The sequence below is a fragment of the Asticcacaulis sp. genome (assembly GCF_035497195.1).
GTDB lineage: Bacteria > Pseudomonadota > Alphaproteobacteria > Caulobacterales > Caulobacteraceae > Asticcacaulis.
Window position 1 is genome coordinate 685060 of the sequence record NZ_DATJDZ010000014.1, and the last position, 25661, is coordinate 710720.

Annotated in this window: 19 protein-coding genes; 11 read left to right on the top strand and 8 right to left on the bottom strand. The window is 61.1% G+C overall.

Features of this window, described 5'->3' with window-relative positions:
- Positions 1-113: 113 nt before the first annotated feature.
- Both VL130_RS07360 and VL130_RS07365 read left to right on the top strand, forming a co-directional pair.
- Entirely contained in the window at positions 114-2111 is a 1998-nt protein-coding gene (locus VL130_RS07360; RefSeq protein ID WP_325362102.1) for a TonB-dependent receptor, read from the top strand.
- Between the two features lie 213 nt (positions 2112-2324).
- Positions 2325-3119, top strand: coding sequence for a SapC family protein (locus VL130_RS07365; RefSeq protein WP_325362103.1), 795 nt, complete (start codon positions 2325-2327; stop codon positions 3117-3119).
- Positions 3120-3179: 60 nt separating this feature from the next.
- On the opposite strand, the gene VL130_RS07370 is transcribed toward VL130_RS07365, so the two are convergent.
- Positions 3180-3593: an acyl dehydratase gene (locus VL130_RS07370; RefSeq protein ID WP_325362104.1), complete on the bottom strand. Its 414-nt coding sequence runs from the start codon at positions 3591-3593 to the stop codon at positions 3180-3182.
- Positions 3594-3758: 165 nt separating this feature from the next.
- Here VL130_RS07370 and VL130_RS07375 point away from each other — a divergent pair, with 165 nt between their 5' ends.
- Together VL130_RS07375 and ispG are read left to right on the top strand one after the other, a co-directional pair.
- Positions 3759-4952, top strand: a complete 1194-nt coding sequence (locus tag VL130_RS07375) for a helix-turn-helix domain-containing protein (RefSeq protein ID WP_325362105.1) — start codon at positions 3759-3761, stop codon at positions 4950-4952.
- Positions 4953-5029: 77 nt separating this feature from the next.
- Positions 5030-6145 carry a flavodoxin-dependent (E)-4-hydroxy-3-methylbut-2-enyl-diphosphate synthase gene (gene ispG, locus VL130_RS07380; RefSeq protein ID WP_325362107.1) on the top strand — a complete coding sequence of 372 codons (1116 nt, stop codon included), beginning with the start codon at positions 5030-5032 and terminating at the stop codon, positions 6143-6145.
- Positions 6146-6190: 45 nt separating this feature from the next.
- Here the strand turns inward: ispG and carA are convergent, their stop codons facing one another.
- Positions 6191-7366 carry a glutamine-hydrolyzing carbamoyl-phosphate synthase small subunit gene (gene carA / locus VL130_RS07385; protein WP_325362108.1) on the bottom strand — a complete coding sequence of 392 codons (1176 nt, stop codon included), beginning with the start codon at positions 7364-7366 and terminating at the stop codon, positions 6191-6193.
- Between the two features lie 357 nt (positions 7367-7723).
- Here carA and VL130_RS07390 point away from each other — a divergent pair, with 357 nt between their 5' ends.
- A complete protein-coding gene (locus tag VL130_RS07390) occupies positions 7724-9364 on the top strand; it encodes a Na+/H+ antiporter (protein WP_325362109.1) in 1641 nt (546 codons plus the stop codon).
- 20 nt (positions 9365-9384) lie between these two features.
- On the opposite strand, the gene VL130_RS07395 is transcribed toward VL130_RS07390, so the two are convergent.
- From VL130_RS07395 to VL130_RS07405, 3 genes are all read right to left on the bottom strand, one after another.
- Positions 9385-9873, bottom strand: a complete 489-nt coding sequence (locus VL130_RS07395) for an SRPBCC family protein (RefSeq protein WP_325362111.1) — start codon at positions 9871-9873, stop codon at positions 9385-9387.
- Complete coding sequence (locus VL130_RS07400) at positions 9854-10213, bottom strand: metalloregulator ArsR/SmtB family transcription factor (protein ID WP_325362113.1); 360 nt, start codon at positions 10211-10213, stop codon at positions 9854-9856. The genes VL130_RS07395 and VL130_RS07400 overlap by 20 nt, the downstream gene beginning before the upstream one ends.
- A gap of 206 nt (positions 10214-10419) precedes the next feature.
- Positions 10420-12219: a glycoside hydrolase family 15 protein gene (locus tag VL130_RS07405; protein WP_325362114.1), complete on the bottom strand. Its 1800-nt coding sequence runs from the start codon at positions 12217-12219 to the stop codon at positions 10420-10422.
- Positions 12220-12578: 359 nt separating this feature from the next.
- Between VL130_RS07405 and otsB the strand changes: the two genes are divergently transcribed.
- Both otsB and VL130_RS07415 read left to right on the top strand, forming a co-directional pair.
- Positions 12579-13358, top strand: a complete 780-nt coding sequence (gene otsB / locus VL130_RS07410) for a trehalose-phosphatase (protein ID WP_325362115.1) — start codon at positions 12579-12581, stop codon at positions 13356-13358.
- Positions 13333-14730 (top strand): alpha,alpha-trehalose-phosphate synthase (UDP-forming), encoded by a 1398-nt coding sequence (locus VL130_RS07415; RefSeq protein WP_325362116.1) that lies wholly within the window; start codon positions 13333-13335, stop codon positions 14728-14730. The genes otsB and VL130_RS07415 overlap by 26 nt, the downstream gene beginning before the upstream one ends.
- A 6-nt stretch (positions 14731-14736) precedes the next feature.
- Here the strand turns inward: VL130_RS07415 and VL130_RS07420 are convergent, their stop codons facing one another.
- Both VL130_RS07420 and VL130_RS07425 read right to left on the bottom strand, forming a co-directional pair.
- Positions 14737-15078 carry a hypothetical protein gene (locus VL130_RS07420; protein ID WP_325362117.1) on the bottom strand — a complete coding sequence of 114 codons (342 nt, stop codon included), beginning with the start codon at positions 15076-15078 and terminating at the stop codon, positions 14737-14739.
- A gap of 104 nt (positions 15079-15182) precedes the next feature.
- A complete protein-coding gene (locus tag VL130_RS07425; protein ID WP_325362118.1) occupies positions 15183-16190 on the bottom strand; it encodes a cellulase family glycosylhydrolase in 1008 nt (335 codons plus the stop codon).
- 89 nt (positions 16191-16279) lie between these two features.
- On the opposite strand from VL130_RS07425, the gene dnaG reads away from it, so the two are divergent.
- Together dnaG and rpoD are read left to right on the top strand one after the other, a co-directional pair.
- Positions 16280-18172, top strand: coding sequence for a DNA primase (gene dnaG, locus VL130_RS07430; RefSeq protein ID WP_325362120.1), 1893 nt, complete (start codon positions 16280-16282; stop codon positions 18170-18172).
- A 112-nt stretch (positions 18173-18284) separates the two neighbouring features.
- Positions 18285-20384: an RNA polymerase sigma factor RpoD gene (gene rpoD / locus VL130_RS07435; protein WP_325362121.1), complete on the top strand. Its 2100-nt coding sequence runs from the start codon at positions 18285-18287 to the stop codon at positions 20382-20384.
- A gap of 123 nt (positions 20385-20507) precedes the next feature.
- Here rpoD and VL130_RS07440 read toward each other — a convergent pair whose 3' ends face one another.
- The gene (locus VL130_RS07440) at positions 20508-20945 is read right to left on the bottom strand and encodes a hypothetical protein (protein WP_325362122.1); all 438 of its coding nucleotides are present in this window, start codon (positions 20943-20945) and stop codon (positions 20508-20510) included.
- 234 nt (positions 20946-21179) lie between these two features.
- On the opposite strand from VL130_RS07440, the gene VL130_RS07445 reads away from it, so the two are divergent.
- A complete protein-coding gene (locus tag VL130_RS07445) occupies positions 21180-24431 on the top strand; it encodes a PAS domain S-box protein (RefSeq protein WP_325362123.1) in 3252 nt (1083 codons plus the stop codon).
- Between the two features lie 334 nt (positions 24432-24765).
- Entirely contained in the window at positions 24766-25611 is an 846-nt protein-coding gene (locus tag VL130_RS07450; RefSeq protein ID WP_325362124.1) for a sulfite exporter TauE/SafE family protein, read from the top strand.
- Positions 25612-25661 lie beyond the last annotated feature (50 nt).

Consider the following 25661-nt stretch of genomic DNA (forward strand, 5'->3'; position numbering starts at 1 on the left):
CAATTTCGCACCGTAATAACGGCGCAATTAATGTAATATTGTAACATTGGCCCTTGACTCACGTTATAGTATTACATAACAAATGTGGCAGTGCAATATTCTGAGGTGTCCGCATGTCGTTTCCCAAATCCGCCCTTTTCGCCAGCCTGTCCGTTTTCGCCCTGACGCTGGCGACGGGGGCCGCGCACGCCGATGAGCCTGTGCCTGATCAGCCGACCGAGGTCGTCATCACCGGCTCCGGCTATCGGATTTCCAAGGACGCGTTGATGTCGCATGTCGATATCCTGACGCGCGATCAGATCGACCAGAAGCCGGCGGCGGGGCTTGGCGACCTGCTGGCCTATCTGCCCGGCATCCGCTCCTCCAGCTTCGCGCCGGGGGCCAGCCGTCCGATGATCCGCGGACTCGATGGCTTCCGCGTGCTGGTGCTCAATAACGGCATGGGGGTGGTCGATGTCTCGGCCCTGTCGCCGGATCATGCGGTGCCGTCATCGCCGACCGAGGCCAAGCGTATTGAAGTGCTGCGCGGGCCGTCGGCGCTCGCTTACGGCGGCAACGCCATCGGCGGCATCGTCAACGTGATTGATGATCGTATCCCGTCGCAAGCGCCGGCAAAGGGCTATGAAGGCACGGTGGCGCTGCAAGGTTCGTCGGTCGATCAGGGCTTGCAAGGGGCGTTCGATATCAAGGCAGGGAAGGGGCCGTGGGTCTTCACCTTCGATGCCTTCAAGCACAAGACCTCCGATTACAGCATCCCGGTGCCGGCCGAGACCCTGGCCTTTACCGAGGCCGCTGGTGAAGCGCCCGACACCAGCACGAAGCAGCACAACTCCTTCCAGGATATGAAAAACGTCGGAGCCGGGGTCAGTTATATCGGTGATTTCGGCTTTGTCGGCCTGAGCTACAAGAAGACCGATTACCTCTACGGCACGGCGATCGATTCCGGCGTCTCCATCGACCTGCACCAGACCCGCTGGGATGCGCGTGGCGCGTTCAATCTCAACTGGGCGGGCTTCAATCGTCTTGATGCTTCGGCCGGTTATTCCGACTATGACCACGCCGAAATCGAAGACGGCGCGCTGGGCACACAGTTCCTGTCAAAGGGTAGTGAATTCCGCACCGCACTGATCCGCGACGGCCAGGGCAAGTGGAGCGGCACGGTCGGCCTGTCCGGCCTGAAGCGCGATTTCGAAGCCATTGGCGACGAGGCCTTCGTGCCCTCGACCACCACCAAGCAGGCCGGCGTCTTCTCCCAGTATCGTTATGATGACGGCGCCTGGGGGCTGGAAGGCGGGGCGCGGGTCGATGACACCAGACTGACCTCGGCAGCCACCGCTTACGACAAGGACTTCAACACCCTGTCGGCCTCGTTCGGCGGCTTCTACCGGCCTTCGGACCACAGCTTTGTCGGCCTCAGCCTGACGCGGTCCGAGCGCGCGCCGTCCGATGTCGAACTGCTGGCCGATGGGCCGCATGCCGGCACCAGCCAGTTCATCATCGGCGACCCGGATTTCCGCACCGAAATCGGCTATTCGCTCGAACTGACCGGGCATGTGGTGATCGATCATGACAACCGCTTCGCCATCGACGCCCATGTCTATACCAGCCATTTCGACAATTTCATCGACCTGCGCCCCACAGGCGCGGTGGATGACGATCTGCCGGTCTTCCAGTACGTCCAGACCGACGCCGATCTCTATGGCCTGGAAATCGAGGCCAACACCAGGCTGTTTACGCTGGGCGCCCAGGCCATCGCGCTGGATGTCTCCTATGACTATGTCCACGGCCAGACCAGCATCGGCCCGATCATCCGCATCCCGCCGCAGGCCCTGACGCTGAAGCTGGAAAGCAAGGGCGGCAAGTGGGATTCCTACTTTGAAGTGCGCGGCGTCGATGCCCGTAAGGACCGCCTGGCCGCCTTCGAGACGCCGACCGGGGGCTATGTCACGGCCAATATCTTCACCTCCTACAAGATACGGCCGGATACCTCGCTGTTCGCCGAGGTGCGCAATATCGGTGATGTCGAGATGCGTGAAGCGACGAGCAGCACCAAGGATGCGGTGGTTGATCCCGGCCGTAATCTGCGCGTGGGACTGGTTTATAACTTCTAGGAAGCAAGACACCCCACCCCCACGCCATGAAGAATGGCGCGGTCCCCCTCAGGCGCAGCGCAGCGGTGGCGGGGTTTCCTGCTTTACAGCAAACACCCGCCGGAAGCTGAAAAACCGGCGGGCGTTTCCCTCAAACCGTCACGGCGCTTGCCGGATACAAATGGTTGCGCTAGAAGCGAGGCTCCTTTTTATTCCAACCTTCTAAAAGCGATCATGGCACAAGAACAAACCAACGATGCGACGCTCACCGGAAACGTCCTTTTCTACAAATCCCCTGAGCCGCTGAGTCCGGAAGCTCACGCCGGCATGGGTATCAAGTCGATCCCGGCGCCGCATGGCTTCGTGGCCGAAACCAATGTCGTGCCGCTGACCGTGGCCGAATTCCCCGCGGCTTCGCTCAGTTTCCCGATCGTCTTTATCGGTGAAAACTACATGCCCGTCGCGGCGATGGGGCTTTCGGCCGGCCAGAACGTGTTCGTATCAGCCGAAGGCGTCTTCAAGTCCGACAGCTACCTGCCGGCCTTCGCCCGCCGCTATCCGTTCGTCTTCGCCAATGACGAAGGCCAGGAGCGCATGATCCTGTGCGTCGATACCGGCGCAGCCATGGTGGCCAAGTCGAACCCCGACGTGCCGTTCTTCGAAGGCGGCAAGGCTACGCCTTACGTCGAGAACGCCATGCAGTTCTGCTCGGACTTTGAAAACGAGCGCCGCCGTACCGAAAGCTTCGTCGGCCTGCTGCGTGAACTGGACCTGCTGGCCGCCCGCGAAACCCTGTATCGTCCGCAAAACCCGGACGGCACGCCGGGCGAGCCGCAAAAGATCGCCGAATACTTCGCCGTCGATGAAAAGAAGCTGGCCGAACTGACGGGCGACAAGCTGGTCGAACTGCGCGACAACGGCGCCCTGACACACATCTATGCGCACCTGAACTCGCTGCTGGCCTGGGACAAGCTGATCGCCATGACGATCGAGCGCAACAACGCCCAGCCGGCTGCCAACGCCAACTAGGCTTTACGGCTTAGGTGATACTGAAAAAGCTCCGGATGAAAGTCCGGAGCTTTTTTATTGCTATTCCACGGGCGCTTTCGGCAGGCGCTGGAACACCGAGCGGGTCAGGCAGGAAAAGACCAGCCGGCCCGCCTCGTCGAGCACATCATTCTGCGCGATGACCACGCCCTTGGTGTCGCCCACCGCGTCCTTGCCCATGACGGTCAGGCGGCCACGCAGCAGTTCACCCGGTGGCGGATTGCGTGACCAGCGCAGGGCGTCGACCGCCAGGCGCTTGGTTTGTGGCCAGTGCGATGCGGCTTCGGTTTCCAGCTTCGACCACAGGGTGAAAATCAGCGCGTCAGGCACCCCGTCATTGACATCCCAGGTGGGGGCGTAGGATTTGCAAAAGGCCGCCAGTTCCGCTTCCGAAATGACCCCCGCGCCGATGGAAACACTCTGGCCGATATAGAGATCGTCGAAGGCTGCGGGCATGGCGGTAATATCCGAATGAAGCCAAAGAAGGCTTGTTCATAACTGAGTTCACATTGATATCAAACACCAAAATTTGCGTCACGGAAACGGGTTCCGGATCATGTGTGTGTTGATTATTGTAACCGCCTATGGTTTGGTCGCTGGCGATCCCAGCCCAGGAAAATTATGAGTACGCCCGATACAAATATCATCGAGGACGAGCCTTATCAGGGGCTTTATCGCGGTGAGGCGAATTCGGCCTTCAAGGGCACGACCGACGGCCGCCTGCCTGATCGCTTCGATCTGGCTGAAATCCTGAAAAGGACGCGTGAGGCGCAGGGGCTTTCGCTCAGCGATGTGTCCGGCATGACGCGGGTGCGCCGCGCCTATCTCGAAGCCTTCGAGCAGGCGGCCTATGACGTGCTGCCGCCGCGCGCCTTCGCCATCGGTTACGTCAAGGCCTATGCCAAGGCGCTGGGGCTGGACGAAGAGACCCTGGCCGATATGTACAAGCGCGAGGTCGCGCCTGCCGCGGTCAAGCTTCATGCGCCTTCGGGCGCGGCGCTCGATGATCTTAAGCCCAACTACCGGCTCTATATCGGAGCGGCGGTCTGTCTTGTGGCCTCGGTCGTCATCTGGAATGTGGTGCAGCGCCAGCCCAATCTGAAATTCGGCAATGGCAGCCATGAGGCGCAGTTTGGTAATTCGTCGTGGGTCAGGGGCGTGCCCAATATGCTGAACGGCGCCATCTTCGTGTCACAGCCGCAGCCGGCGCCGCGCGATCAGGATGTGCCGGTGCCCTATGCCACGCCGGGTCTGGAAGCCGGGTTTGCGTCGATAGAGGCGGCGAAGAACGCCAATTCGGCCGCGCCTGTACCGGTCAGCGACGTGTTGCAGATGCGCAAGGCCTTCAATCCGCGCGGGGCGGTTTACGGCGCCTTGCCGGAAAATTCCTCGGTGACCATCCAGGCGACCAAGACGGTCAATCTGGTTGTCCGCGATCCGGTGAGCGGCACGGTCTATTTCGCGCACTCCATTGGCGCAGGCGAAGCTTATCGCCTGCCGGAAAACAACCAGCAGAACCTGCTGATCGATGTCTCGGATGTTTCGGCGTTCGAGATCTATTATAATGGCGAATATGCCGGCGCGCTGGAAGGTCCGCTGACGCCTATCGGCCGCTTGAACGCACGGGCGGCGCAGCTTTCCGAGGCGCTTGACCAAAAGCAGGCCCAGGCGGGTCAGATCGTCGGTGCGCCCCGCGCCGTGACCGCTCAGATCGCCCCGCTGACGGCGGACAAGCCGAATGGGCCGATCCCCTATCTGCCGAGCCAAAGGCCCGCCGCCTCTTCAGCGGCGGCTTCATCTTCGCCCGCGCCGTAATATAATTTGAAAATCGGCTTGTGACGAAGGGGGCGCATCCTGATATAGGGGATGCTTCAGCATAGCGCAGAGTACTCATGGATACGCATCAACCTCACGACCATACGCACGTCCGCCCCTGGCGGATGATCCAGCGCCGGCCGAGCCGCAAGATCATGGTCGGTAAGGTGGCGGTTGGCGGCGATGCGCCGATCACCGTCCAGTCGATGACCAATACCCTGACCTCCGATCCGCAGGCGACCCTGCGCCAGATCGCGGCGATGGAGGAAGCGGGCGCCGATATCGTGCGGGTGTCGTGTCCGGACGTTGACTCCACCGCTGCGCTGAAGACCATCGTCGACAACGCCCATGTGCCGATCGTCGCCGACATCCATTTCCACTACAAACGCGCCATCGAGGCGGCCAAGGCCGGCGCTGCCTGCCTGCGCATCAATCCCGGCAATATTGGCTCGGCCGATCGCGTGAAAGAGGTCATCCAGGCCGCCAAGGATTACGGCTGCTCGATGCGCATCGGCGTCAATGCCGGTTCGCTGGAAAAAGACCTGATGGAGAAATACGGCGAGCCATGCCCGGAAGCGATGGTCGAGAGCGCGCTGTTCCACGCCAATATCCTGCGCGACCACGATTTCCATGAATTCAAGATTTCGGTAAAGGCGTCGGACGTCTTCCTGACCGTCGCCGCCTATAACATGCTGGCCGACGCCATCGACTGCCCGCTGCATATCGGCGTGACCGAGGCGGGGCCGCTGCGTTCGGGCACGATCCGTTCAGCCATCGGCCTGGGCAACCTGCTGTGGGCCGGTATCGGCGACACGCTGCGGGTGTCGCTGGCGGCCGATCCGGTCGAGGAGATCAAGGTCGGCTTCGATCTGCTGAAATCACTGGGCCTGCGCCATCGCGGCGTCAATATCATCGCCTGTCCGTCGTGCGCGCGGCAGGGCTTCAATGTCATCGATACGGTGGCCAAGCTCGAAGAACGCCTGGCCCATATCGCCAAGCCGATGTCGCTGTCGATCATCGGCTGCGTCGTCAATGGTCCGGGCGAGGCGCTCTATACCGATGTCGGTTTCACCGGCGGCGGCGCGGGTTCCGGGATGGTCTACCTGGCTGGCAAGCCCGACCACAAGCTGAGCAATGCCGACATGATCGAGCATATCGTTGGCCTGGTCGAGGCCCATGCCGAGAAGCTGTAAACTTCTTTAATTTTCCCGCACGCTACCGCTATCGCCTGTGGGCCTTTAAGCCGAAACCTTGGCGTCGCGCATGTTCTGGGCGAAGCGCTCGAACAGGTAAAGCGAATCGATCGGTCCGGGCGAGGCTTCGGGGTGATGCTGGACCGAGAAGACCGGCTTGCCGGTCATGGCGATGCCGCAGTTGGAGCCGTCGAACAGCGAAATGTGGGTTTCGACCACGCCGGCCGGCAGCGACTCCCGATCGACCGCGAAGCCGTGGTTCATCGACACGATCTCGACCTTGCCGGTCGTTTCGTCCTTGACCGGATGGTTGGCGCCGTGGTGGCCCTGGCTCATCTTGATGGTCTTTGCGCCGAGCGCCAAGGCCAGCATCTGGTGGCCCAGACAAATACCAAAGACCGGAATACCGGAGGCGACCAGTTTCTGGATGACCGGCACGGCGTATTCACCCGTGGCGGCCGGATCGCCGGGGCCGTTCGACAGCAGCACGCCATCCGGCTTGCGGGCCAGGATATCCTCCGCCGAGGTTTCGGCCGGCACGATGGTGACATCGGCGCCGGTATCGATCAGGGCGCGCAGGATGTTCTGCTTGACGCCGTAATCGATGACCACGACCTTGAACTCGTGTTTGGTGCCGTCTTTATAGCCTTCCGGCCATTGCCACAGGTCGGTGGTGTAGGTTGAAGACTGCGCCGAGGTGGCGGCTGGCGCGAGATCAAGGCCGCCGATACCAGCCCATTCGCGGGCTTTCGCCTTGAGGGCATCAAGGTCGAAAACACCGGTCGGGCTGTGCGCGATAATGCCGTGCGGCATACCGTTCTCGCGGATTTTTTTTGTGAGTGAGCGCGTATCGATGCCGGACAGGCCGACAACGCCGCGCGACACCAGCCAGTCATTGAAGCTCATATCCGAGCGCCAGTTGGCCGGCGGGGTGGGGGCATCGCGGAAGATGGCGCCCCTGGCGGCGCGCTTGGGGTCATTGCCGAGCTGCTCGATATCTTCCGAATTGACGCCGACATTGCCGATGTGCGGGAAGGTGAAGGCGACGATCTGCTCCATATAGGAGGGATCGGTGAGGATTTCCTGGTAGCCGGTCATGGCGGTGTTAAAGCAGACCTCGCCCAGTGCATCACCGACCGCGCCACAACCGATGCCCTGATAAACGGTGCCGTCGGAAAGGACCAATACGCCCGTACAACCTTCCAGAAGTTCAGTTGTCATGGGGTATCATCTCCTTTTGAAATTACAGCTCGCCACCCGGCGCGCAAACGGCTGGACACATACGGACATGGGCCATCCGGATCAAGTGTTAATTCGTGTCAACACATCACGATTCCGCGTTTTTTGTAAGCAGATGTGAAATCCCGCCATTGACCAAGCTTCCCGGAATAAGTTCTAAGAGACTGTTTGCAAATGCGTGATGCTGGCCTGCAACGGGCTACTTTCTGCGCTTCCGGTGCTCACGTACTTAAGTACGCTGCGTTCCGGTTCTCGAAATCAGCCCGTTTCGGCTCAGCCTGACGTATTTTCAAAACAGTCTCTAATTGCATATCACTTTTTGCCAGGAGTTCCGCACGCATGGAAAGCGTCACCATATCATTGTTTCTGTTGCTGGCGGTAGTGGTGAGCGGATGGCTGTCGCGGTTGTCGCCGGTATCGGTGCCGACGCCGCTGGTGCAGATCGCGCTCGGCGCCGTTATCGCGTTGACGACAGGCGCGGCGGTTGATCTCAAGCCGGACGTCTTCTTCCTGCTGTTCCTGCCGCCCCTGCTGTTTTACGACGGCTGGAAAATACCGAAGGAAGGCCTGTTCCGCGACAAGGGCACCATCCTGCAACTGGCGCTGGGGCTGGTCGTCTTTACGGTGCTTGGCATCGGCCTGCTGATCCACTGGATGATCCCGGTCATGCCGCTGGCCGCCGCGTTCGCCCTGGCGGCGATCATCTCGCCGACCGACCCGATCGCCGTATCGGCCATCGCCACCAAGGTGCCGATTCCGAAGCGCCTGATGCACATCCTCGAAGGCGAGGCCCTGCTGAACGACGCGTCGGGTCTGGTCTGTATGCGTTTCGCGGTCGCTGCGGTGGTGACCGGCAGCTTTTCGCTGGTTGATGCTTTCGGCGCCTTTCTGTGGATGGCGATCGGCGGCATCGCCATCGGGGTGGGCGTCACCTGGGTCATTACCCGGGTCAAGGGCATGATCTTCCGCCGTATCGGTGAGGAGGCCGGCTCGCAGGTGCTGATCAGCCTGCTGATTCCGTTCGGCGCCTACCTGCTGGCCGAAGAGTTCCATTGTTCGGGCATCCTGGCCGCCGTGGCCGGGGGCATAACCATGAGCTATGCCGAGCAGAGCGGGCAGGCCCTGGCCGAAACGCGTGTGCGCCGCAATGCCGTGTGGGACATGATCCAGTTCACCGCCAACGGCATCATCTTCGTGCTTCTGGGTGAGCAGTTGCCGAGCATTGCTTTCCGCGCCGCGAGCGTGGTGCAACTGACGGGTCACACCGATCCGCTGTGGCTGATCGTTTATGTCGCAGCCATCAGCCTGGCCCTGGTGACGTTGCGGTTTGCCTGGGTGTGGGTGGCGCTGCGTTTCACCCTGTTCCGGGCGGCGCGCAAGGGCCTTCCGGTACAGAAGCCGAGTCTGCGTCTGATCGCGGCGACCTCGCTGGCCGGGGTGCGTGGCGCTATCACCCTGGCGGGGGTTCTGACCATTCCATTCGTCGTGGGCGATGGATCGGCCTTCCCGGCGCGCACCCTGATCATCTTTCTGGCGGCGGCGGTTATTGTCGTGTCGCTGGTTCTGGCCAGTGTCTGCCTGCCATTTCTGCTGAAAGGCCTGCAACTGCCGCCCGAACCGAAGGCTCTGGCGGAGGAGGATGCGGCGCGCGCCGTGGCGGCCGAGGCGGCGATCGAGGCGATCGAGCAACTCCAGAACGCCATGAAGATCGGCAAGAAAGACACCGAGCTTTATGCCGAAGCCAGCGCGCGGATCATGGAGCTTTATCGCCGTCGGATCGATAATCAGGGGCTGCACGGCGAGGCGGCCACGCATCTGCGCCGGCTTGAAAAGATTGAGCGGGAGCTGAGGCTGGCCGGCCTGCGCGCCGAACGCGAGGTGTTTTACGAACTCAGCCGGTCGCGCGAACTCTCCGACGAAACGGCACGGAAGCTGGTGCGTGAGGCTGATCTGATGGAGGCGCGTTTGACGGGGAGTTAGGCGCGCTTGGTTTACCGTCGCTATCCAAGGGTGACGAGAAGGGCGTCCAGTTGCTCGAACTGCTCGCCAAAGCCGCTTGTGGCGCCGGACACCATCGCCTCGTCGAGCGCTGCCTTCGAAGGATAGAGGTCGCGCCAGACGACCAGGGTCTCGCCCCCGCGGTCTTCGAAGGTCACGGTCGTGACGGCCCCTTCTTCGTCACCTTCCTCGTTTGTCCAGACAATGCGGGCGTTCGGCACCACCTCGATGTACTTTCCGAAGAACGCCATCGGCTGTTCCATGGAGGGATGGCTGATCACCAGACTATAGCCGCCGCCGGTCCGCACATCCATCTCGCAGGACAGTATGGTCATGCCGAACGACTTCGGCGTCCACCAGCGCCTGAACAGCTCAGGATCGCTCCATGCTTTGAATACGATATGCACCGGGCCGTTGACGGTCCGCGTTATGACGAACTCGCGGTCGGAGGTCCGTTCCGCCGTCGTGACGTTATTTTGTATCTCGCTCATGGCTTATCTCCCTTTGTTTCAGGTCTTCGACAATCTCATCCAGCGCCTCGAACCGGGCGGCCCAGAGCTGTTGATACTGTTCGATCCACGCCGCCTCTTCCGCCATTTTTCGGCGGCCGAGCCGGCAGGTCCGCACGCGTCCGACCTTTTGCGTGGTGACGAAGCCGGCACCTTCAAGGACGCTGACGTGCTTCTTCATGCCGGTAAGGGTCATGTGGAACCGCTCGGCCAGGTCGGTGATCGAGGCGTCCGAACGTCCGAGCTGCTCCAGAACGCCCCGCCGGGTAGGGTCCGAAAGCGCGGCGAAGGAGGTGTCGAGAGGGGCTATATACTGAACCATTTGGTTCAGTATATAGCCCAACACTAGGCATCTGACAAGGGGGCTGTTTAGCATGGCGCAAAATTCCCCTCTCCCCGCCAGCGGGGAGAGGGGGTTCGCTTGCGAACCGGGTGAGGGGCTATCTGTGGTTTGGGCTGGCCCCTCATCCGGGCTTCATTTCATTCAGCCCACCTTCTCCCCGCAAACGGGGAGAAGGGAATTTATGATCATCGCACGGTCGCCCAGGTCCGGCTGAGAAGGTCGGCACAGGTGATCAGGCCGACCAGCGAATAGGTCTGCGGGAAATTGCCCCACAGTTCGCCGGTCTCGACCTGAACATCCTCCGACAGCAGACCCGAATGGGTACGCCGCGCCAGCATGGCCTCGAACAGGTCGCGCGCCTCATCGGTGCGGCCTTGCAGGTGCAGGGCTTCGATGTACCAGAAGGTGCAGAAGTTGAAGGCGGTTTCCGGGGCGCCGAAATCGTCCGGCTCGACGTAGCGGTAGAAGTTGTCGCCCTTGCGCAATTGCCGCTCGCATTCCTTGAAGGTGGCGACGCAGCGCGGATCGTCGGCCGGCAGGAAGCCCAGTTCGAATAGTTGCAGCAAGCTGGCGTCGACCTCATCGCCGCCGAAGGAGCCGGTGAAGATGCCAAGTTTCTCGTTCCACGCCTTGGTCTCGATCGCCTTGCGGATAATGCCGGCGCGCCGGCTCCAGAAGGCGCTGCGATCCTTGAGGCCGAGCGATAGCGCCACATTGGCCAGCCGGTCGCAGGCCGCCCAGCATAACAGCGCTGAATAGGTGTGTACGCGGGCGATGGTGCGGAATTCCCACAGACCAGCGTCGGGTGTGTCATAGACGGCGAAGGCGCGGTCACCGACTTTTTCCAGCGCATGGAAATCGGCCACCGTGCCGACGCGCAGGAAACGGGCGTCAAAGAAGGATTGGGTCAGCGGCAGAATCATCTGGCCATAGACATCGTTCTGGTGGTGCTCGTAGGCCTGGTTGCCGACGCGCACCGGCCCCATGCCACGATAGCCCTTCATGCCGGGGGCGATACGCTCGGTCAGATCGCCTTGCAAGGACACACTATAAAGTGGCTGGACATGGCCGCCGGCCGATTGGTCCGTCAGGTTGCGCAGGTAAACGAGATAGCTTTCCAGCATGTCGGCGGCGCCCAGCCGGTTCAGCGCCCGCACGACATAATAGGCGTCGCGTATCCAGCAGTAGCGGTAATCCCAGTTGCGGCCGGTATTGGCGGCTTCGGGGAGGGAGGTGGTCATGGCCGCCACGATGGCGCCGGTATCATCATACGAGCAGAGCTTGAGCGTGATGGCGGCGCGGATCACCGCTTCCTGCCATTCCAGCGGAATGGTCAGGGTGCGCACCCACGCCTGCCAGTAGGCGACAGTGGCGCGCAGCATATGCTCGGCATCGGTCAGCACATCGTTGGGGTAAGGCTCGTCGGGGCCCAAGTGGAAACCAAGCGGTCCCTCCAGCCGAAAGGTCTGGTCTTCGCGCAGATAGGTGAGGGGGGCATTGGTGGTCAGACGCATCACGGCCGGGCCGCATTTATAACGGATATGGCTGGAGCCGTAGGTGGCCTCGCCCAGGTCACGGCCCCAGTTGCCGGTCGGCGTCATGCGGATGCGGATGCGCGGCGTGCCGGAAACCGGCCGCACCAGCCGGTAAAAGGCCCAGGGCTTGTAGGTGCGGTTGAGGTGATGCAGGCGCGGGGCGAAATCGATGATCTCGACCACGGCACCGTGGGTGTCGCGCATTTCGGTGCGCAGGATGGCGGTATTGCGAATGTAGTCCTGCGTGATCTCGCTGACATCGGCCATTTCGACCGACCAGAAGCCGGCTTCTTCAGGTCCGCCGCATGACGGTTCGAGCAGGGCGGAAAAGACCGGTTCGCCATCGATGCGCGGATAGCAGGCCCAGACGAACCGGCCCCGGCGGTCGATCAGGGCGGTGGCGGCGCAATTGCCGATAGGGGCGAGGTCGAGCGTGGCTTTCGGGGCCATGGGTGGGTTTTCCGATAATAACGATGTTACGCTTTTGCGGTCAGAGGTTCCGTTCACGGAAATAGTCACAATTGATCACAGAAACGAGAGGTGGGTTGAAACTATATTGTTGCAAATGCTAGGTTAATAATTGTGCGTGGCATTGACCTCAAGTTTAAAGTTTCGTTTTTATCGGAATTTTATTTTCATGAATATTATCTGTTATCTCAGTAAGTATTCATAATTTGTCATAATTGGGGCAAATCAATACTTAATTCAGCAATGTTGTCGGCTATCAAGCCGTCTCTCTTGCTGTGTTTGAATTTCGAAGTGGAGTTTTTTTAATGACAGGTATTGCGTTGCAGCGCAGGGATGCGGCCGTGAGCACAGCTATGGGTCGCCTGCGCCTGGACGATGTGGCCCTGTTCATGGACCTCGACGGCACGCTGGCGTCTTTCACGTCTCAGCCGGAAGATGTGGGGCCGGATATCACGCGCAATGCCCTGTTGAAGCGGATGGCGGTGCGGCTGGCTGGCCGCATGGCGATCATCAGCGGCCGGTCGATCGCCGAAATCGATCGCATTGTCGAAGGCGTCATCCCGGCGGTGGCGGGCAGTCACGGCCTGCAACGGCGCGACGCCCGGCTGGATATGATCACCGCGTCGCTTCATGCCGGCGTCGAGCCGGCGCGTCAGGAAGCTCTGGCCCTGGCGCGGAGATTTCCCGATATCCGCGTCGAGGAAAAGCCGCTTAGCGTGGCCCTGCATTATCGGCTCGATCCCGCCCTGGAACCGGTGGTGCAGGTGTTCGCCGAAGACCTTGCCCGCCGCACCGGTCTGAAACTGCAATGGGGCGCTTTTGTCGCTGAATTCCTGACGCCCGGCATGGACAAGGGCCGGGCGGTGCGCGCCTTTATGGTCGAGCCGCCATTCGCCGGGTCCGTTCCGGTCTTTGTCGGTGACGACCTGACCGACGAGGACGGCTTTCGCGTCGTCAGCGCCCTTGGCGGCATCGGCATACTGGTCGGGAGCTTGCGCGAAACCTGGGCCGGCTATCGCCTGGAAAGCGTCGAAGCCGTCCACGCCTGGCTGGAAAACGGCTTGCAGAATCAATATATTGAACTGGAGGCCGCTGTTGAGCCGTCTTATCGTCGTATCTAATCGTGTCAATCCGCCCGCCGATACCGGGGTGGGCACTACCGGCGGCCTGGCTATGGCGCTGTCCGCCGCCCTGCGTGAGGACAAGGGGTTATGGTTCGGCTGGAGCGGCAACACCGTCGAGGAATATACCGGCCATATCTCGATGCAGGTGGTCGGCGGCGTCACGGTGGCCCTGCTCGATCTCGAAGCGCAGGACGAAAACGAATATTACAACGGCTACGCCAACCGGACCCTGTGGCCGCTGTTTCACTACCGCACCGATCTGGTCAATTACGAGCGCAGCTTCGATGAGGGCTATGAGCGGGTCAATATCCGCTTCGCCGAAACCTTGCTGCCGCTGATCGGGCCGGACGATATCATCTGGGTGCAGGATTATCACCTGATCCCGCTCGGCCGCGAACTGCGCCGGCGCGGGGTGAAGAACCGCATCGGCTTCTTCCTGCATATCCCGTGGCCGGCGCGCCGCGTGCTGTCCACCCTGCCGCGCCATAACGAACTGGTGGAATCGCTGTTCAGCTACGATCTGATCGGCTTCCAGACCGGAGAGGATACCGAAGCCTTCCTCGATTACGCCCAGCACGACGCCAATGCCGAGGTCTGCGAAGACGGTGTGGTCAAGGCCTTCGGCAACCGGTCGCGGGTCAAGGCCTTCCCCATCGGCATCGACGCCGCCGATTTCGCCACCACCCTGAAAAGCGACAAGGCGGAGGACTACCGCAAGCTGATGGTCAAGAGCCAGGACGGCCGCAAGATGATCCTGGGCGTTGACCGGCTCGACTATTCCAAGGGGCTGGAGGAGCGCTTTTCGGCCTACGAGACCTTGCTGGACAAATATCCCGACCTGCACGGCGAATTGTTTTTGCTGCAAATCGCCACGCGGTCGCGCGATTCGGTCGATGCCTATCAGGACCTGCGCGCCCGGCTCGACACCATTTCCGGTCAGATCAACGGCGCCTACGCCACGGTCGACTGGGTGCCGCTGCGCTATGTCAACCGACCCTACCGGCGCGACGAACTGGCGGGCATCTACCGTGCCGCCCATATCGGGCTGGTGACGCCTTTGCGTGACGGCATGAACCTGGTCGCCAAGGAGTTCGTCGCCGCGCAGGACGCCGCCAATCCGGGGGTGCTGATCCTGTCGGAATTCGCCGGCGCCGCCGAAACGATGAAGGAGGCGCTGATCGTCAACCCGCTCAGCCGCGAGGATGTCGCCGAGGCTATCCGCCAGGGGCTGAACATGCCGCTTAAGCAGCGCAAGGCGCGCTGGGAAGCCCTGATGGAAAACGTCGAGACGAATGATGTGTCGCGCTGGCGCGACAGTTTCGTCGAGATGCTGAAAACGCCGATCGCCGAACTGGCGGAGGCGGGGTAGGCGCGGTTATTGCGAGGATGAACTGCCAGAGGAGGCATCTGAGGATGATGCGCTTGAAGAGGAGGAGGCGCTCATCATAGTCATGCCGCCCATGCCGCTGGCGGGGCATTGGTCCATGGAACCGTGAGCGGGCATGTCGCTCTTGTCGCTCATCCCGCTCATATGACTCATGCTGCTCATATGGCTCATGGACATGCTGTCACAGGCCATCATGGAGCCGCTGGAACTGGAAGCGCCCGCGCCCTGCATATCCGCGGGAGGCGTTGATTGCGCCTGGGTGATAGCGGGCAGCGCCGCCATGCCGGTGAGAAAGGCAGCCATAGCCGCCAGGGGCAGAAAGCTTTTCATGAGGAATGTCCTTGTAAGGGTGGAGAGCGGCAGCCTATGCCTCCCCTTGTAAGGACGTGCGTTCTTTATCGGGCGGTTAAAGTAAATAGAGCGTAAAAACGCCGTTATCTCGCCGTGGCGCGCAGACCGTAGGGGCCATCGACGATATCATGGCCGCGACGGGTCAGGCGCACCTTGCCGTAGCTTTCGGACATGTCGAGCACACGGGTGACGCCGCCATTACCCTTCCAGCTCCAGGTGATCCAGCCGGTGCCGGTTTTTTCGGCGCTTTCCATCAGGTGCAGATGATCGACGGCGTTACCGTCCTCGACCAGTTCGCGGTCGCCGAATTCGCCCAGCAGGAACGGCACGCCCTCGGCGCGCAGGGCGGCGATGTTCCCGTCGATCTTTTCCGGTGAATTCCACGGCAGGTTATAGGCGTGGACGCTGACGATCAGGTTATGCAGCGGGTCGGCGGTTTGCAGGGCCTTGCCGCGGCCTTCGAGGAAGCTGCCGGTCGCCTGGCCGCAATCGGCGGCGTCGATGACGATCGGGGCACGAAAGCCGCGCGCGCGCATTGCCCGGATCAGGTCTTTATAGGTGGCCATATAGCCGGCGTAATTGTCCTTCGATGTGCCCCATTCGTTGGCGATATTGAGCATCAGGTACGGCTGGTACTTGCGCGCATTGAGCACATCGGCCCAGCGCGTCAGCCACAGGTCTCGGGTGTCCCGGCGCAGGCGGGCGCTGTCGGTGGCGCAGGTGATGTCGCTTTCCCAGTAGAAGACCATGACCGGCAGCTTCAGCGCGACGGCCTTGTCGAGCGCCTTTTTCAGGTCTTTCGCCGAGGTGTCGCGGCGCAATTGCAGCCGGATGATATTGGCGCCGGTCGATGAAATGGCCTTGATGGCCGGCAGGGCGGCCTTGGGGTTATCGCCATATTGCAGATTGATGCCGCGGGCGATGAAGGGCGCGCCGTCGGGCGTCAGGATATCGCTGCCGCGCGTCTGGAAAACCAGCGCCGGTTTCTGGCGAATGACGTCATAGGCCGACTGCAAGGGGGCGCAGCTCGCCAGAACCACGGTCAGGGCGATGGCGAGCCAGCGATAAATATGGGGCTTTTCCCGCGTCATGGCGTCAGTTAACGCGAAAAGCCTGACGAAGCTGTTAATCGGGCTTTAAAAACCTTTACCGGAAAACGGCACTCCGCCTATAGTGGGCCGTGCGCTTTGACGACCATTTCCTTGAAGAACTGAAAACGCGTCTGCGGCCCTCGGAGGTCATAGGCAAGAGCGTCAAGCTGCGCAAGAATGGCCGCGAGTGGGTCGGCCTGTCGCCTTTCAGCAAGGAAAAGACACCCTCCTTCTATGTCAATGACGAGAAGCGCTTCTATCATGACTTTTCCTCCGGCAAGCATGGCGACATCATCTCGTTTTTGCAGGAGACCGAACGCCTGAGCTTCAACGAGGCGGTGGAGAAGCTGGCCTCCGAAGCCGGCATGTCCCTGCCGGTCGATACGCCGCAGGCCAAGGCCGCCGAAATGAAGCGCCGGGGCCTGACCGACTGGATGGACCTGGCGCAGAAATGGTTCGTCAGCCGCTTGCAGGACAAGACGCCGGCGGCGCAGAACGCCCGCGACTATCTCGAACGGCGCGGCCTGTCGAAGGAAGATATCGTCAATTTCGGCCTGGGCTATGCCCCGCGTGACCGCACGGCACTCAAGGACGCACTGGTTCAGCGCGGCGCCAAGGTGTCGGAACTGGTCGAATGCGGTCTGCTGATCGAGGTCGAAGGTGGTTCGGCTCCCTATGACCGTTTCCGCGACCGGCTGATATTCCCGATCGAGGACCAGCGCGGCATTGTCGTGTCATTCGGCGGGCGGGCGCTTAACCCTGACGACAAGGCGAAATATCTCAACGGCCCGGAAACGACGTTGTTCCACAAGGGCAATATGCTGTTCGGCCTGCCCAAGGCGCTGAAACTGCTGGGCGCCGAGGAAACCAAGGCCGAACTGGTCGTGGTTGAAGGGTATATGGATGTGCTGGCCTGTCAGCGCGCCCATGTGGCGGCGGTCGCGCCGATGGGCACGGCCCTGACCGAGGAGCAGATCGAAATTTTGTGGCGGCGTCACCCGGAACCGACCCTGTGTTTCGATGGCGACAAGGCCGGGCAGCGCGCCGCCTTCCGCGCGCTCGATCGCGCCCTGCCGAAGCTCAAGCCAGGCCGCTCGTTCAAGGTCTGCCTGCTGCCCGGCGGTCAGGACCCCGATGACATGCTGCGCGAAAAAGGCGCGCTGGCCCTGCGCGAGGCCTTGAAGGAAACCAAGCCGTTCGTTGAGGTGTTGTTCACCCGCGAGGCCGAGCTGGAGCCGCTCGATACACCCGAACGCAAGGCCGGCTTCAAGAAGCGTCTGCGCGCCCTGGCGGCGCAGATCGAGGACAAGGATCTCGCCGAAGCCTATCGCCATGACCTGCTGGAGCGCTTTGACGGGCTGGTAACGCCGCAGCGTAACACGGGGAATAATTTTCAGGCGCGCGGGCCGTATGTGCCGCGTGAGCCGTGGAAGCCCGGCCAGAAACGCGAAGTCTTCATTCCGCCGGCCATGGAAGAAACCCGCCGCGCCGCCGTCACGCTGGCCGCCGCGCTCGATCCGACAAGCGCCGGTCTGGCGCAGGGTCTGGTCGATAATCCGGACTGGCTGCTGGATCAGGTTGAAGGTCTGGAGGCCTACGGATTCGGCGATGAGGCGCTCAGTCCGCTGGCAAATGCCCTCATTACGCTCAGTTTTCAGCACGAAGGGCTTGACAGGGTGGCCTTGAGTCGCCATCTGCACAAACAAGGACTTGGTGCATTGTTAAGCGAGATACAGAAGGCGGCCCTAAAAAGTGGCGCGCCATTCCTCTTACCGGACATATCTTTAGCTGATGCCCATACCCGCTGGTTACAGGCGTTCAACGCGGTTTCGCGTTTGACGGCCTTGGATCGTGCTTTGAATTCGGCCCGCGAACAGGTGGGCACAGAATTTTTTTCACGTCTGAAGCTGGAACGCGATGCCCTGCGAAAGTCCTTGAGAAGCGGACAAATCTGGCAGGATGGCGACGAGAGTGCGACCTAAAAAACATGCAGAGTCATGTGGTTAAGCTTTCGTTTAGACTATTCTTAATAAGACACATGAGCGGCTCCTGAAATTTCAGGCTCGTTGCGGAGACCCATATGAGTGTGACAAAATGAGCACGGCGACAGAAAAACCAGAGAATGAATCGGCGTCTGACGGTCCCTTGCTCGATCTGACCGATTCCGCGGTCAAGAAGTTCATCAAGGCGGCCAAGATGCGCGGCTACGTCACCATGGACGAGCTGAACAAGGTGTTGCCGTCGGAAGAATTCACCTCCGAGCAGATCGAAGACACCCTGGCCATGCTCACCGAGATGGGCGTGAACGTCATCGAGTCCGAGGAAGAGGCGGCGGAAGGCGGCGAAGTCGTCGTCCGCGAGGAAGCCGGCGCGGTGGTGGAAACCACCAAGACCTCCAATTACGACCGCACCGATGATCCCGTGCGCATGTATCTGCGCGAAATGGGGTCGGTCGAACTGCTGAGCCGCGAGGGCGAAATCGCCATCGCCAAGCGCATCGAGGCTGGCCGCGACACCATGATCCGGGGCCTGTGCGAATCCGCCCTGACCTTTGAAGCCATCATGATCTGGCGCGAGGAACTCGGTTCCGGCCGTATCCTGCTGCGTGAAATCATCGACCTGGAAGGCACCTACGGCCAGCAGGACGGGCCGCCGCCGGGCGCGCTCGGCGAAGATGGCGAGGAAATCGAGGAAGTGATCCAGCCGGGGCCGCGCCCGCAGCGCTTCGTGCCGCCGGTCATCAAGATTCCCGATCCGGTGCCGCCGAAGCCGGAAGTCACGGCTGTTGTCGAGGCCAAGCCTGTCGAGCCGAAAAAGCCCAAGGGCGATGACGACGACGATGACGATGATTACGTCCCGATGGACGAGGAAGAAAAGAAGCCTGAGGTCGTCGAAGAAGAAGACGAGGACGATTTCGACGATGGCGCCGGTCCTTCGGTTTCGGCCATGGAATCGGAACTGCGCGAAGGCGTAATGGCGACGCTCGACGCCATCGCCGGCGAGTTTGAAGTCTATCGCCAGACGCAGGAAAAGATGCTGACCGCCAAGCTGGAGGGCCTGCCTTCCGATCCGGCGGACAAGGCGGCTTATGACGAAGTGACGGCGACGATCACCCGTCACCTCAAGACCCTCAAGCTCAATAATCAGCGCATCGAAGCCCTGGTCGAGCAGCTTTACGGTATCAACAAGAAGCTGATGGGGTTGGAAGGCCGTCTGCTGCGTCTCGCCGATTCCTACGGCATTTCGCGCGCCGAATTCCTGACCGCCTATTATACCCGCGAACTCGATCCCGCCTGGGGTGACAAGGTGCGCGACATGGGTATCCGCTGGCAGAAGTTCATCGATAACGACGGCGCGGCGATCAACCGTATCCGCAGCGAAGTGACGACCCTGGCCACCGACATGGGCGTGGCGGTCGATGACTTCCGCCGTATCGTCCAGACCGTGCAGAAGGGCGAGCGCGAAGCCCGTCAGGCCAAGACCGAAATGGTCGAGGCCAATCTGCGACTGGTTATCTCGATTGCCAAGAAGTACACCAATCGCGGCCTGCAATTCCTCGATCTGATCCAGGAAGGCAATATCGGCCTGATGAAGGCGGTCGACAAGTTCGAATACCGCCGCGGCTACAAGTTCTCGACCTACGCCACCTGGTGGATCAGGCAGGCGATCACCCGTTCGATCGCCGACCAGGCCCGCACCATCCGTATTCCGGTCCATATGATCGAGACGATCAACAAGATCGTCCGGACATCGCGCCAGATGCTGCATGAAATCGGCCGCGAGCCCACTCCGGAAGAACTGGCTGAAAAGCTGGCCATGCCGCTGGAAAAGGTCCGCAAGGTGCTGAAAATCGCCAAGGAACCGATCTCGCTGGAAACGCCGATCGGTGACGAAGAGGATTCGCACCTCGGCGACTTCATCGAGGACAAGAACGCCGTCCTGCCGATTGATGCGGCCATCCAGTCCAACCTGCGCGAAACCACGACGCGGGTTCTGGCCTCGCTGACCCCGCGTGAAGAACGTGTGTTGCGGATGCGCTTCGGCATCGGCATGAACACCGACCACACGCTGGAAGAAGTCGGCCAGCAGTTCTCGGTGACGCGCGAACGTATTCGCCAGATCGAAGCCAAGGCGCTGCGCAAGCTCAAGCACCCGTCACGGTCGCGGAAATTGCGCTCGTTCCTCGACTCGTAACGAATGGGGTTTGGGGTCCGCGACCCCATATCTTTTTTATTCCAAGAAAGCCCGGTCTTTTAGAACCGGGCTTTTTCTTGAAAGGGCAGGACCTGGGGCCACAGGCCCCAAACCCCATTCGTTTCAGGCAGCGCCGTATTTCGCGCTGATCTCGTTGAAAAACGCGTCGGCCAGCCGTTTGAAATCGTGGGCCGTCAGGCGGATGTCGTCACCGGCCTTCAAGCCCAGCACCGACTTTGCGGGATCGAGCCTGATCTGCGAGTCCTTCAGCAGCTTGTGAGAATTGTGCATGATCGAATTGCACAATACCCGTACCTCATTGACCGGATTGCCGTCTTTCAGTTCCAGTGTGCGCAGGCGATTATCGAAATAATGGTCCATAGCCAGGATGAGATGACGGAAGAACGGCGCTTCGAACGCATCCTTTGCGGCGCCGAGCGCAGCCTTGTCCTCTCCCGTTTCCGCCGCGAGCAGGAAATCATGATAGGCGGACAATTGCACGTCGATCCGGGCGCGGCACTCGCCGATATAGGCCTGTGTATAGCTGCTGATGCCGAGCATGTTTAGATCCATTCGGTTGAGGCGATTTTCAGATGATCGGGTGGTCAGCGGTTTCACGCCTTAAGGATACCCCCTGGAGCGTAATTTCCTAATTGACCTTTTACAACAAAAACTCTCTTCTTTGCGCATTAGCCCGACGCCTGCGGGCGGCGTTAAGTATTTGGGGGACAGGCCAATGCCGCCTTATCCGTATCGACAGCAAGAAGCCGGATGGCTTGCCGGAGCGTGGCCAGAGTGAATTCCGCCGTTCCGAATCTGCATTTTCTCGATGGCCCCGGCGAGATGGCCGGACTGATGCGAACCCACGACTGGTCGAAAACGTCGCTTGGCCCGCCGGAAAACTGGCCGCAAGCCCTGCGCACGGTCGTGCGGCTGATGCTGAATACCGGGCACCCGATGTATGTCTGGTGGGGCAGGGAGAGCGCCTGCCTGTACAATGACGCGTATCGCCAGTCCATCGGTTCGGAGCGCCATCCGTCTTCGCTTGGCCGGCCGGCGCGCGAGGTGTGGGACGAGATATGGGATATCATCGGGCCGCAGATCGCGCAGGTCATGTCCGGCCGCGGTGCGACCTGGCACAAGAACGCCCTGGTGCCGATAACGCGCAATGGCCGGCGGGAAGAGGTTTACTGGACCTACAGCTACAGCCCCATTGATGACGAGGCGGCGGAAAACGGTATTGGCGGGGTGCTTGTCCTGTGTACGGAAACCACCGAAAGCGTCATGGCGGCGCGGCGGCAGGCCGAGGAAACCGAGCGGTTCAAGGCGCTGTTCGAGCAGGCGCCGGGCTTCATGGCGCTGCTTACCGGGCCGGAACACAGGTTCGCCATGATCAATCCGGCCTACCAGACGCTGGCAGGCGATCGCCAGTTGATCGGCCTGACCGTTGTCGAGGCCATGCCAGAAACCGTCGAGCAGGGCTTCACCGCCCTGCTGGATTCGGTTTTTGCCAGCGGCGAGGCTTTTGTCGCCAAAGGCGTTCGGTATGTCCGGAAGACCAGGGCCAATGGACCGGAAGACATCCGCCATCTCGACTTCGTCTACCAGCCCTTGATGGAGCCGGACGGGACGATCAGCGGCATCTTTGTCGAAGGCGTCGATATGACGGACCGCACCCTGGCGGAGCAGGCGCTGAAGGAATCCAGCCAAAAGCTGCGCCTGGCCCAAAGCGCCGGCGGCATTATCGGCGCCTGGTTCTGGGACCTGCCAAATGGCACGGTGACGGGCGATGAAGGCTTCGCCCGTACTTTTGGGCTGACGCCGGAGGCCCTGAACGCGGGGGTGCCGTTTTCCGCCCTGACGCCGGCCATTCACCCCGATGATCTGCCATTGCTGACCGAGGCCATCGAAAAGACGATGATCAGCGGAGAGACCTGCATCATCGATTATCGCGTGCGGTCACCGGAAAGCGCCGGTGATGGCGCGCCCTGGCGGTGGGTCAACGGCACAGGCAAGGCGGAACTGGACGCAAACGGGCGGGCGGTCAACCAGTCGGGTATCCTGATCGATATCGACGCCCGCAAACGCACCGAACAGGCGCTCGACGAGAGCCATTATCAGCTCAAGATGGCGCAGCGGGTCGGCGGTATCGGCGTCTTCGCCGTGGCGGCCGGATGCGACCAGATGACGGTCTCCGAGGAATTTTGCACGATTTTCGGTCTCCCGCCGGCGCTGCATCTGTCGCTGGCGGACGTATCCGGCCTGATCCTGCCCGAAGACCGCGAAGCCCTGTCCACGGCTGATGACCGGTCGGCCGGCACCACGCCGTCGGAAACCGAGTATCGCATCCGCCGGCCCGATACCGGCGACATCCGCTGGATATACCGCCGCGCCGAATTCATCCGCGGTGAGGACGACCGCCCGCTGCACATGGTCGGCATGGTGCAGGATGTCACCGAGGCCAAGGTGGCGGCGCTGAAACTGAAGGAGAGCCAGGACTATTTCAGCCTGATGGTCGAAAGCGTGCAGGACTACGCCATCATTTCGCTCGATGAGGCCGGGCGGATCATGTTGTGGAATTCCGGCGCCCAGAAGATTTTCGGCTACAAGCCGCAGGACGTGCTCGGCAATCATATCGAGGTCATCTTCACACCGGAAGATCGCGCCCACGGGGCGCCGCGCACCGAACTGGCCCTGGCGGCGACCAATACCCGCGCCTCCGACGAGCGCTGGCACCTGCGCCAGAGCGGTGAGCGTTTCTACGCCTCCGGCACAATGGCGGCGATGTATGACGACGAGGGCCGCGTCAAGGGCTTCATCAAGATTTGCCGTGACATGACGGCTCAGCAGCAGGCGCAGGAGGCCTTGCTTGAAGCACGCAACGCCGCCGAAGCCGCCAATATCGCCAAGACGGAATTCCTCGCCAATATGAGCCACGAAATCCGTACGCCGATGAACGCCATCATCGGCCTCAGCACCATTTTGTCGAAAAGCCAGCCGCTCACCCCGCGGCAGAGCGATTATATCCGCACCCTGTCGATGAGCGCCGACAGCCTGCTGGCCCTGATCAACGACCTGCTCGATATCGCCAAGATCGAGGCCCGCACGGTCGAACTGGAGCACATCCCCTTCAGCCTGACCCGCCTGATGCAGGAGGTCGCCAGCATGATGGCGGTATCGGTGCGCGACAAGGGCCTGACCTTTACAGGCAATGCCGAAGGTGTCGATGAGCGCATGTTCATCGGCGACCCGACGCGCCTGCGCCAGATCATCGTCAACCTGTGCAGCAACGCCATCAAGTTCACCGATCAGGGCAGCGTCCATGTCGGGATTACCTGCCATCCGTCGGATGTGCCGGAGAGCGAGATGATCTGTATCGCGGTGACTGACAGTGGTATCGGCATCGCGCCGGGAAAGATGGAAACGATCTTCCAGAAATTCGTCCAGGCCGACACCAGCATCAACCGCAAATACGGCGGCACCGGCCTGGGCCTCGCCATCACCAAGACCCTGACCGAAATCATGGGCGGCGGCATTTCGGTGACAAGCGAAGTCGGCAAAGGCTCGGTCTTCGAAGTCAGTATCCCCTTAAAGGTGGCCACAAGTGATCAGGTGGCGCGCACGGAATATTCACTTAGCGCCACGGCTGACAGCATGGTCGAGGCGCAGGTTCGTCCGCATGTCCTGCTGGTCGAGGATTATGAACCGAATATCCTCGTCGCCACCACGTTTCTGGAAGGTTTCGGGTATTACGTCGACGTCGCCAATAATGGCCTGGAAGCCTTTGAGGCGGTGCAGACGCGCGCTTACGTCGCTGTGTTGATGGATGTGCAGATGCACGGCATGAACGGTCTGGACGCCACCCGCCGCATCCGTGAGTGGGAGGAAAGCGAGGGGCGGCCACGTATGCGCATCATCGGCATGACGGCTCACGCTCTGGCCGGTGATCGTGAACGCTGTCTGGCGGTCGGCATGGATGACTATATCCCCAAGCCCTTCCGGCCGGAGGAACTGCGCCGCAAGATCGAAAACGGTGCGATGGTTTAAATTCGGCGCGTGTAACCTTTACCCCCTCTTGAAAATAGCCTGACGGCATTTCCAAGCTCCCCCTCCAAGAGGGGGAGATTTTTCAGCTTCGGGCGGGCAGGTTGTCTTTTTATGGGATCAATGCCCTGTGGGAATCGGTGTGGTGGCCGACACGTTCGGAAGCCGGCTGGCGCGGCGACCTGTTCATGAGTCAGCGTACGCCGCCCAAACCCGAAACAATAGTGGGTAAGTCCCTCTAATCCGTAGGGCCAATTTAATTGATTTGTTTCAGGCGGCGGGGGCTTTATGGTGCACGAACCCAAAAGCTCAGCCTACACGGGACAGCCGCTGCTTCATGACACAGTTCGACCTGCCCGCGTACCTGACGACTCTCGTTTCAGACATCCATATCAATCCGCTCTATTCCCTTTCCGGATTGCTGGTTGGCGCGCTCGTCGGCCTGACCGGCGTCGGCGGCGGTTCCCTGATGACGCCCCTGCTGGTGCTGCTGTTCCATATCCATCCGGCGACCGCGGTCGGCACGGACCTGCTTTACGCCTCGCTCACCAAGGGCGTCGGCACTGTTATCCACGGTTTCAAGAACACCATCAACTGGATGATCGTCGGCCTGCTGGCGCTCGGCTCCATTCCGGCGACGCTGGCCACGCTCTATGTCATCCAGCATTTCGGCAAGTCCGCCGCCATGTCGTCGTTGATCACCCATGTGCTGGGTTATGCCCTGTTCGTGACCGCCGCCCTGCTGCTGCTGCGCGGTGTCATCCGCAAACTGGCGGAAAAGCGCTTTGAAAAAGCCGAAGCGGAACACAAACCCCTGCATACCGGCCGTCGCGCGATGCTTACGCTGCTGACCGGGCTGGTGCTTGGTTTTCTGGTGTCGCTGTCGTCGGTCGGCGCCGGCGCGCTGGGCGTCACCGCTTTGATCCTGCTTTATCCGCAATTGCCGACGGTCCGCATCGTTGGCTCGGATATCGCCCATGCCGTGCCGCTGACCTTCCTGGCCGGCATGGGCTATTTCTTTATTGGCAATGTCGACCTGAGCCTGCTGGCCTCGCTGCTGCTGGGGTCGATCCCTGGCATCATTATCGGCTCGATGTTCGCCGCGAAGGTGCCGGAAAAGGTGCTGCGCGCCCTGTTGGCGGCGGTCCTGACCCTGGTCGGCTTCAAACTGGTGACCGCCTGATTTTCGCCCGCTGCCAGATTCCGCTTGTGACGCACCAGATTACCGTTAAT

What these genes read in the sequence shown, in the direction of transcription:
- carA (WP_325362108.1), bottom strand. Translation starts at nt 7,366, where the DNA reads ATGACAACTGAACTTCTGGAAGGTTGTACGGGCGTATTGGTCCTTTCC.
- ispG (WP_325362107.1), top strand. Translation starts at nt 5,030, where the DNA reads ATGGATACGCATCAACCTCACGACCATACGCACGTCCGCCCCTGGCGG.
- VL130_RS07405 (WP_325362114.1), bottom strand. Translation starts at nt 12,219, where the DNA reads ATGGCCCCGAAAGCCACGCTCGACCTCGCCCCTATCGGCAATTGCGCC.
- VL130_RS07360 (WP_325362102.1), top strand. Translation starts at nt 114, where the DNA reads ATGTCGTTTCCCAAATCCGCCCTTTTCGCCAGCCTGTCCGTTTTCGCC.
- rpoD (WP_325362121.1), top strand. Translation starts at nt 18,285, where the DNA reads ATGAGCACGGCGACAGAAAAACCAGAGAATGAATCGGCGTCTGACGGT.
- VL130_RS07400 (WP_325362113.1), bottom strand. Translation starts at nt 10,213, where the DNA reads ATGGTTCAGTATATAGCCCCTCTCGACACCTCCTTCGCCGCGCTTTCG.
- VL130_RS07375 (WP_325362105.1), top strand. Translation starts at nt 3,759, where the DNA reads ATGAGTACGCCCGATACAAATATCATCGAGGACGAGCCTTATCAGGGG.
- VL130_RS07365 (WP_325362103.1), top strand. Translation starts at nt 2,325, where the DNA reads ATGGCACAAGAACAAACCAACGATGCGACGCTCACCGGAAACGTCCTT.
- VL130_RS07450 (WP_325362124.1), top strand. Translation starts at nt 24,766, where the DNA reads ATGACACAGTTCGACCTGCCCGCGTACCTGACGACTCTCGTTTCAGAC.
- VL130_RS07425 (WP_325362118.1), bottom strand. Translation starts at nt 16,190, where the DNA reads ATGACGCGGGAAAAGCCCCATATTTATCGCTGGCTCGCCATCGCCCTG.
- VL130_RS07395 (WP_325362111.1), bottom strand. Translation starts at nt 9,873, where the DNA reads ATGAGCGAGATACAAAATAACGTCACGACGGCGGAACGGACCTCCGAC.
- VL130_RS07420 (WP_325362117.1), bottom strand. Translation starts at nt 15,078, where the DNA reads ATGAAAAGCTTTCTGCCCCTGGCGGCTATGGCTGCCTTTCTCACCGGC.
- VL130_RS07440 (WP_325362122.1), bottom strand. Translation starts at nt 20,945, where the DNA reads ATGCTCGGCATCAGCAGCTATACACAGGCCTATATCGGCGAGTGCCGC.
- VL130_RS07390 (WP_325362109.1), top strand. Translation starts at nt 7,724, where the DNA reads ATGGAAAGCGTCACCATATCATTGTTTCTGTTGCTGGCGGTAGTGGTG.
- VL130_RS07370 (WP_325362104.1), bottom strand. Translation starts at nt 3,593, where the DNA reads ATGCCCGCAGCCTTCGACGATCTCTATATCGGCCAGAGTGTTTCCATC.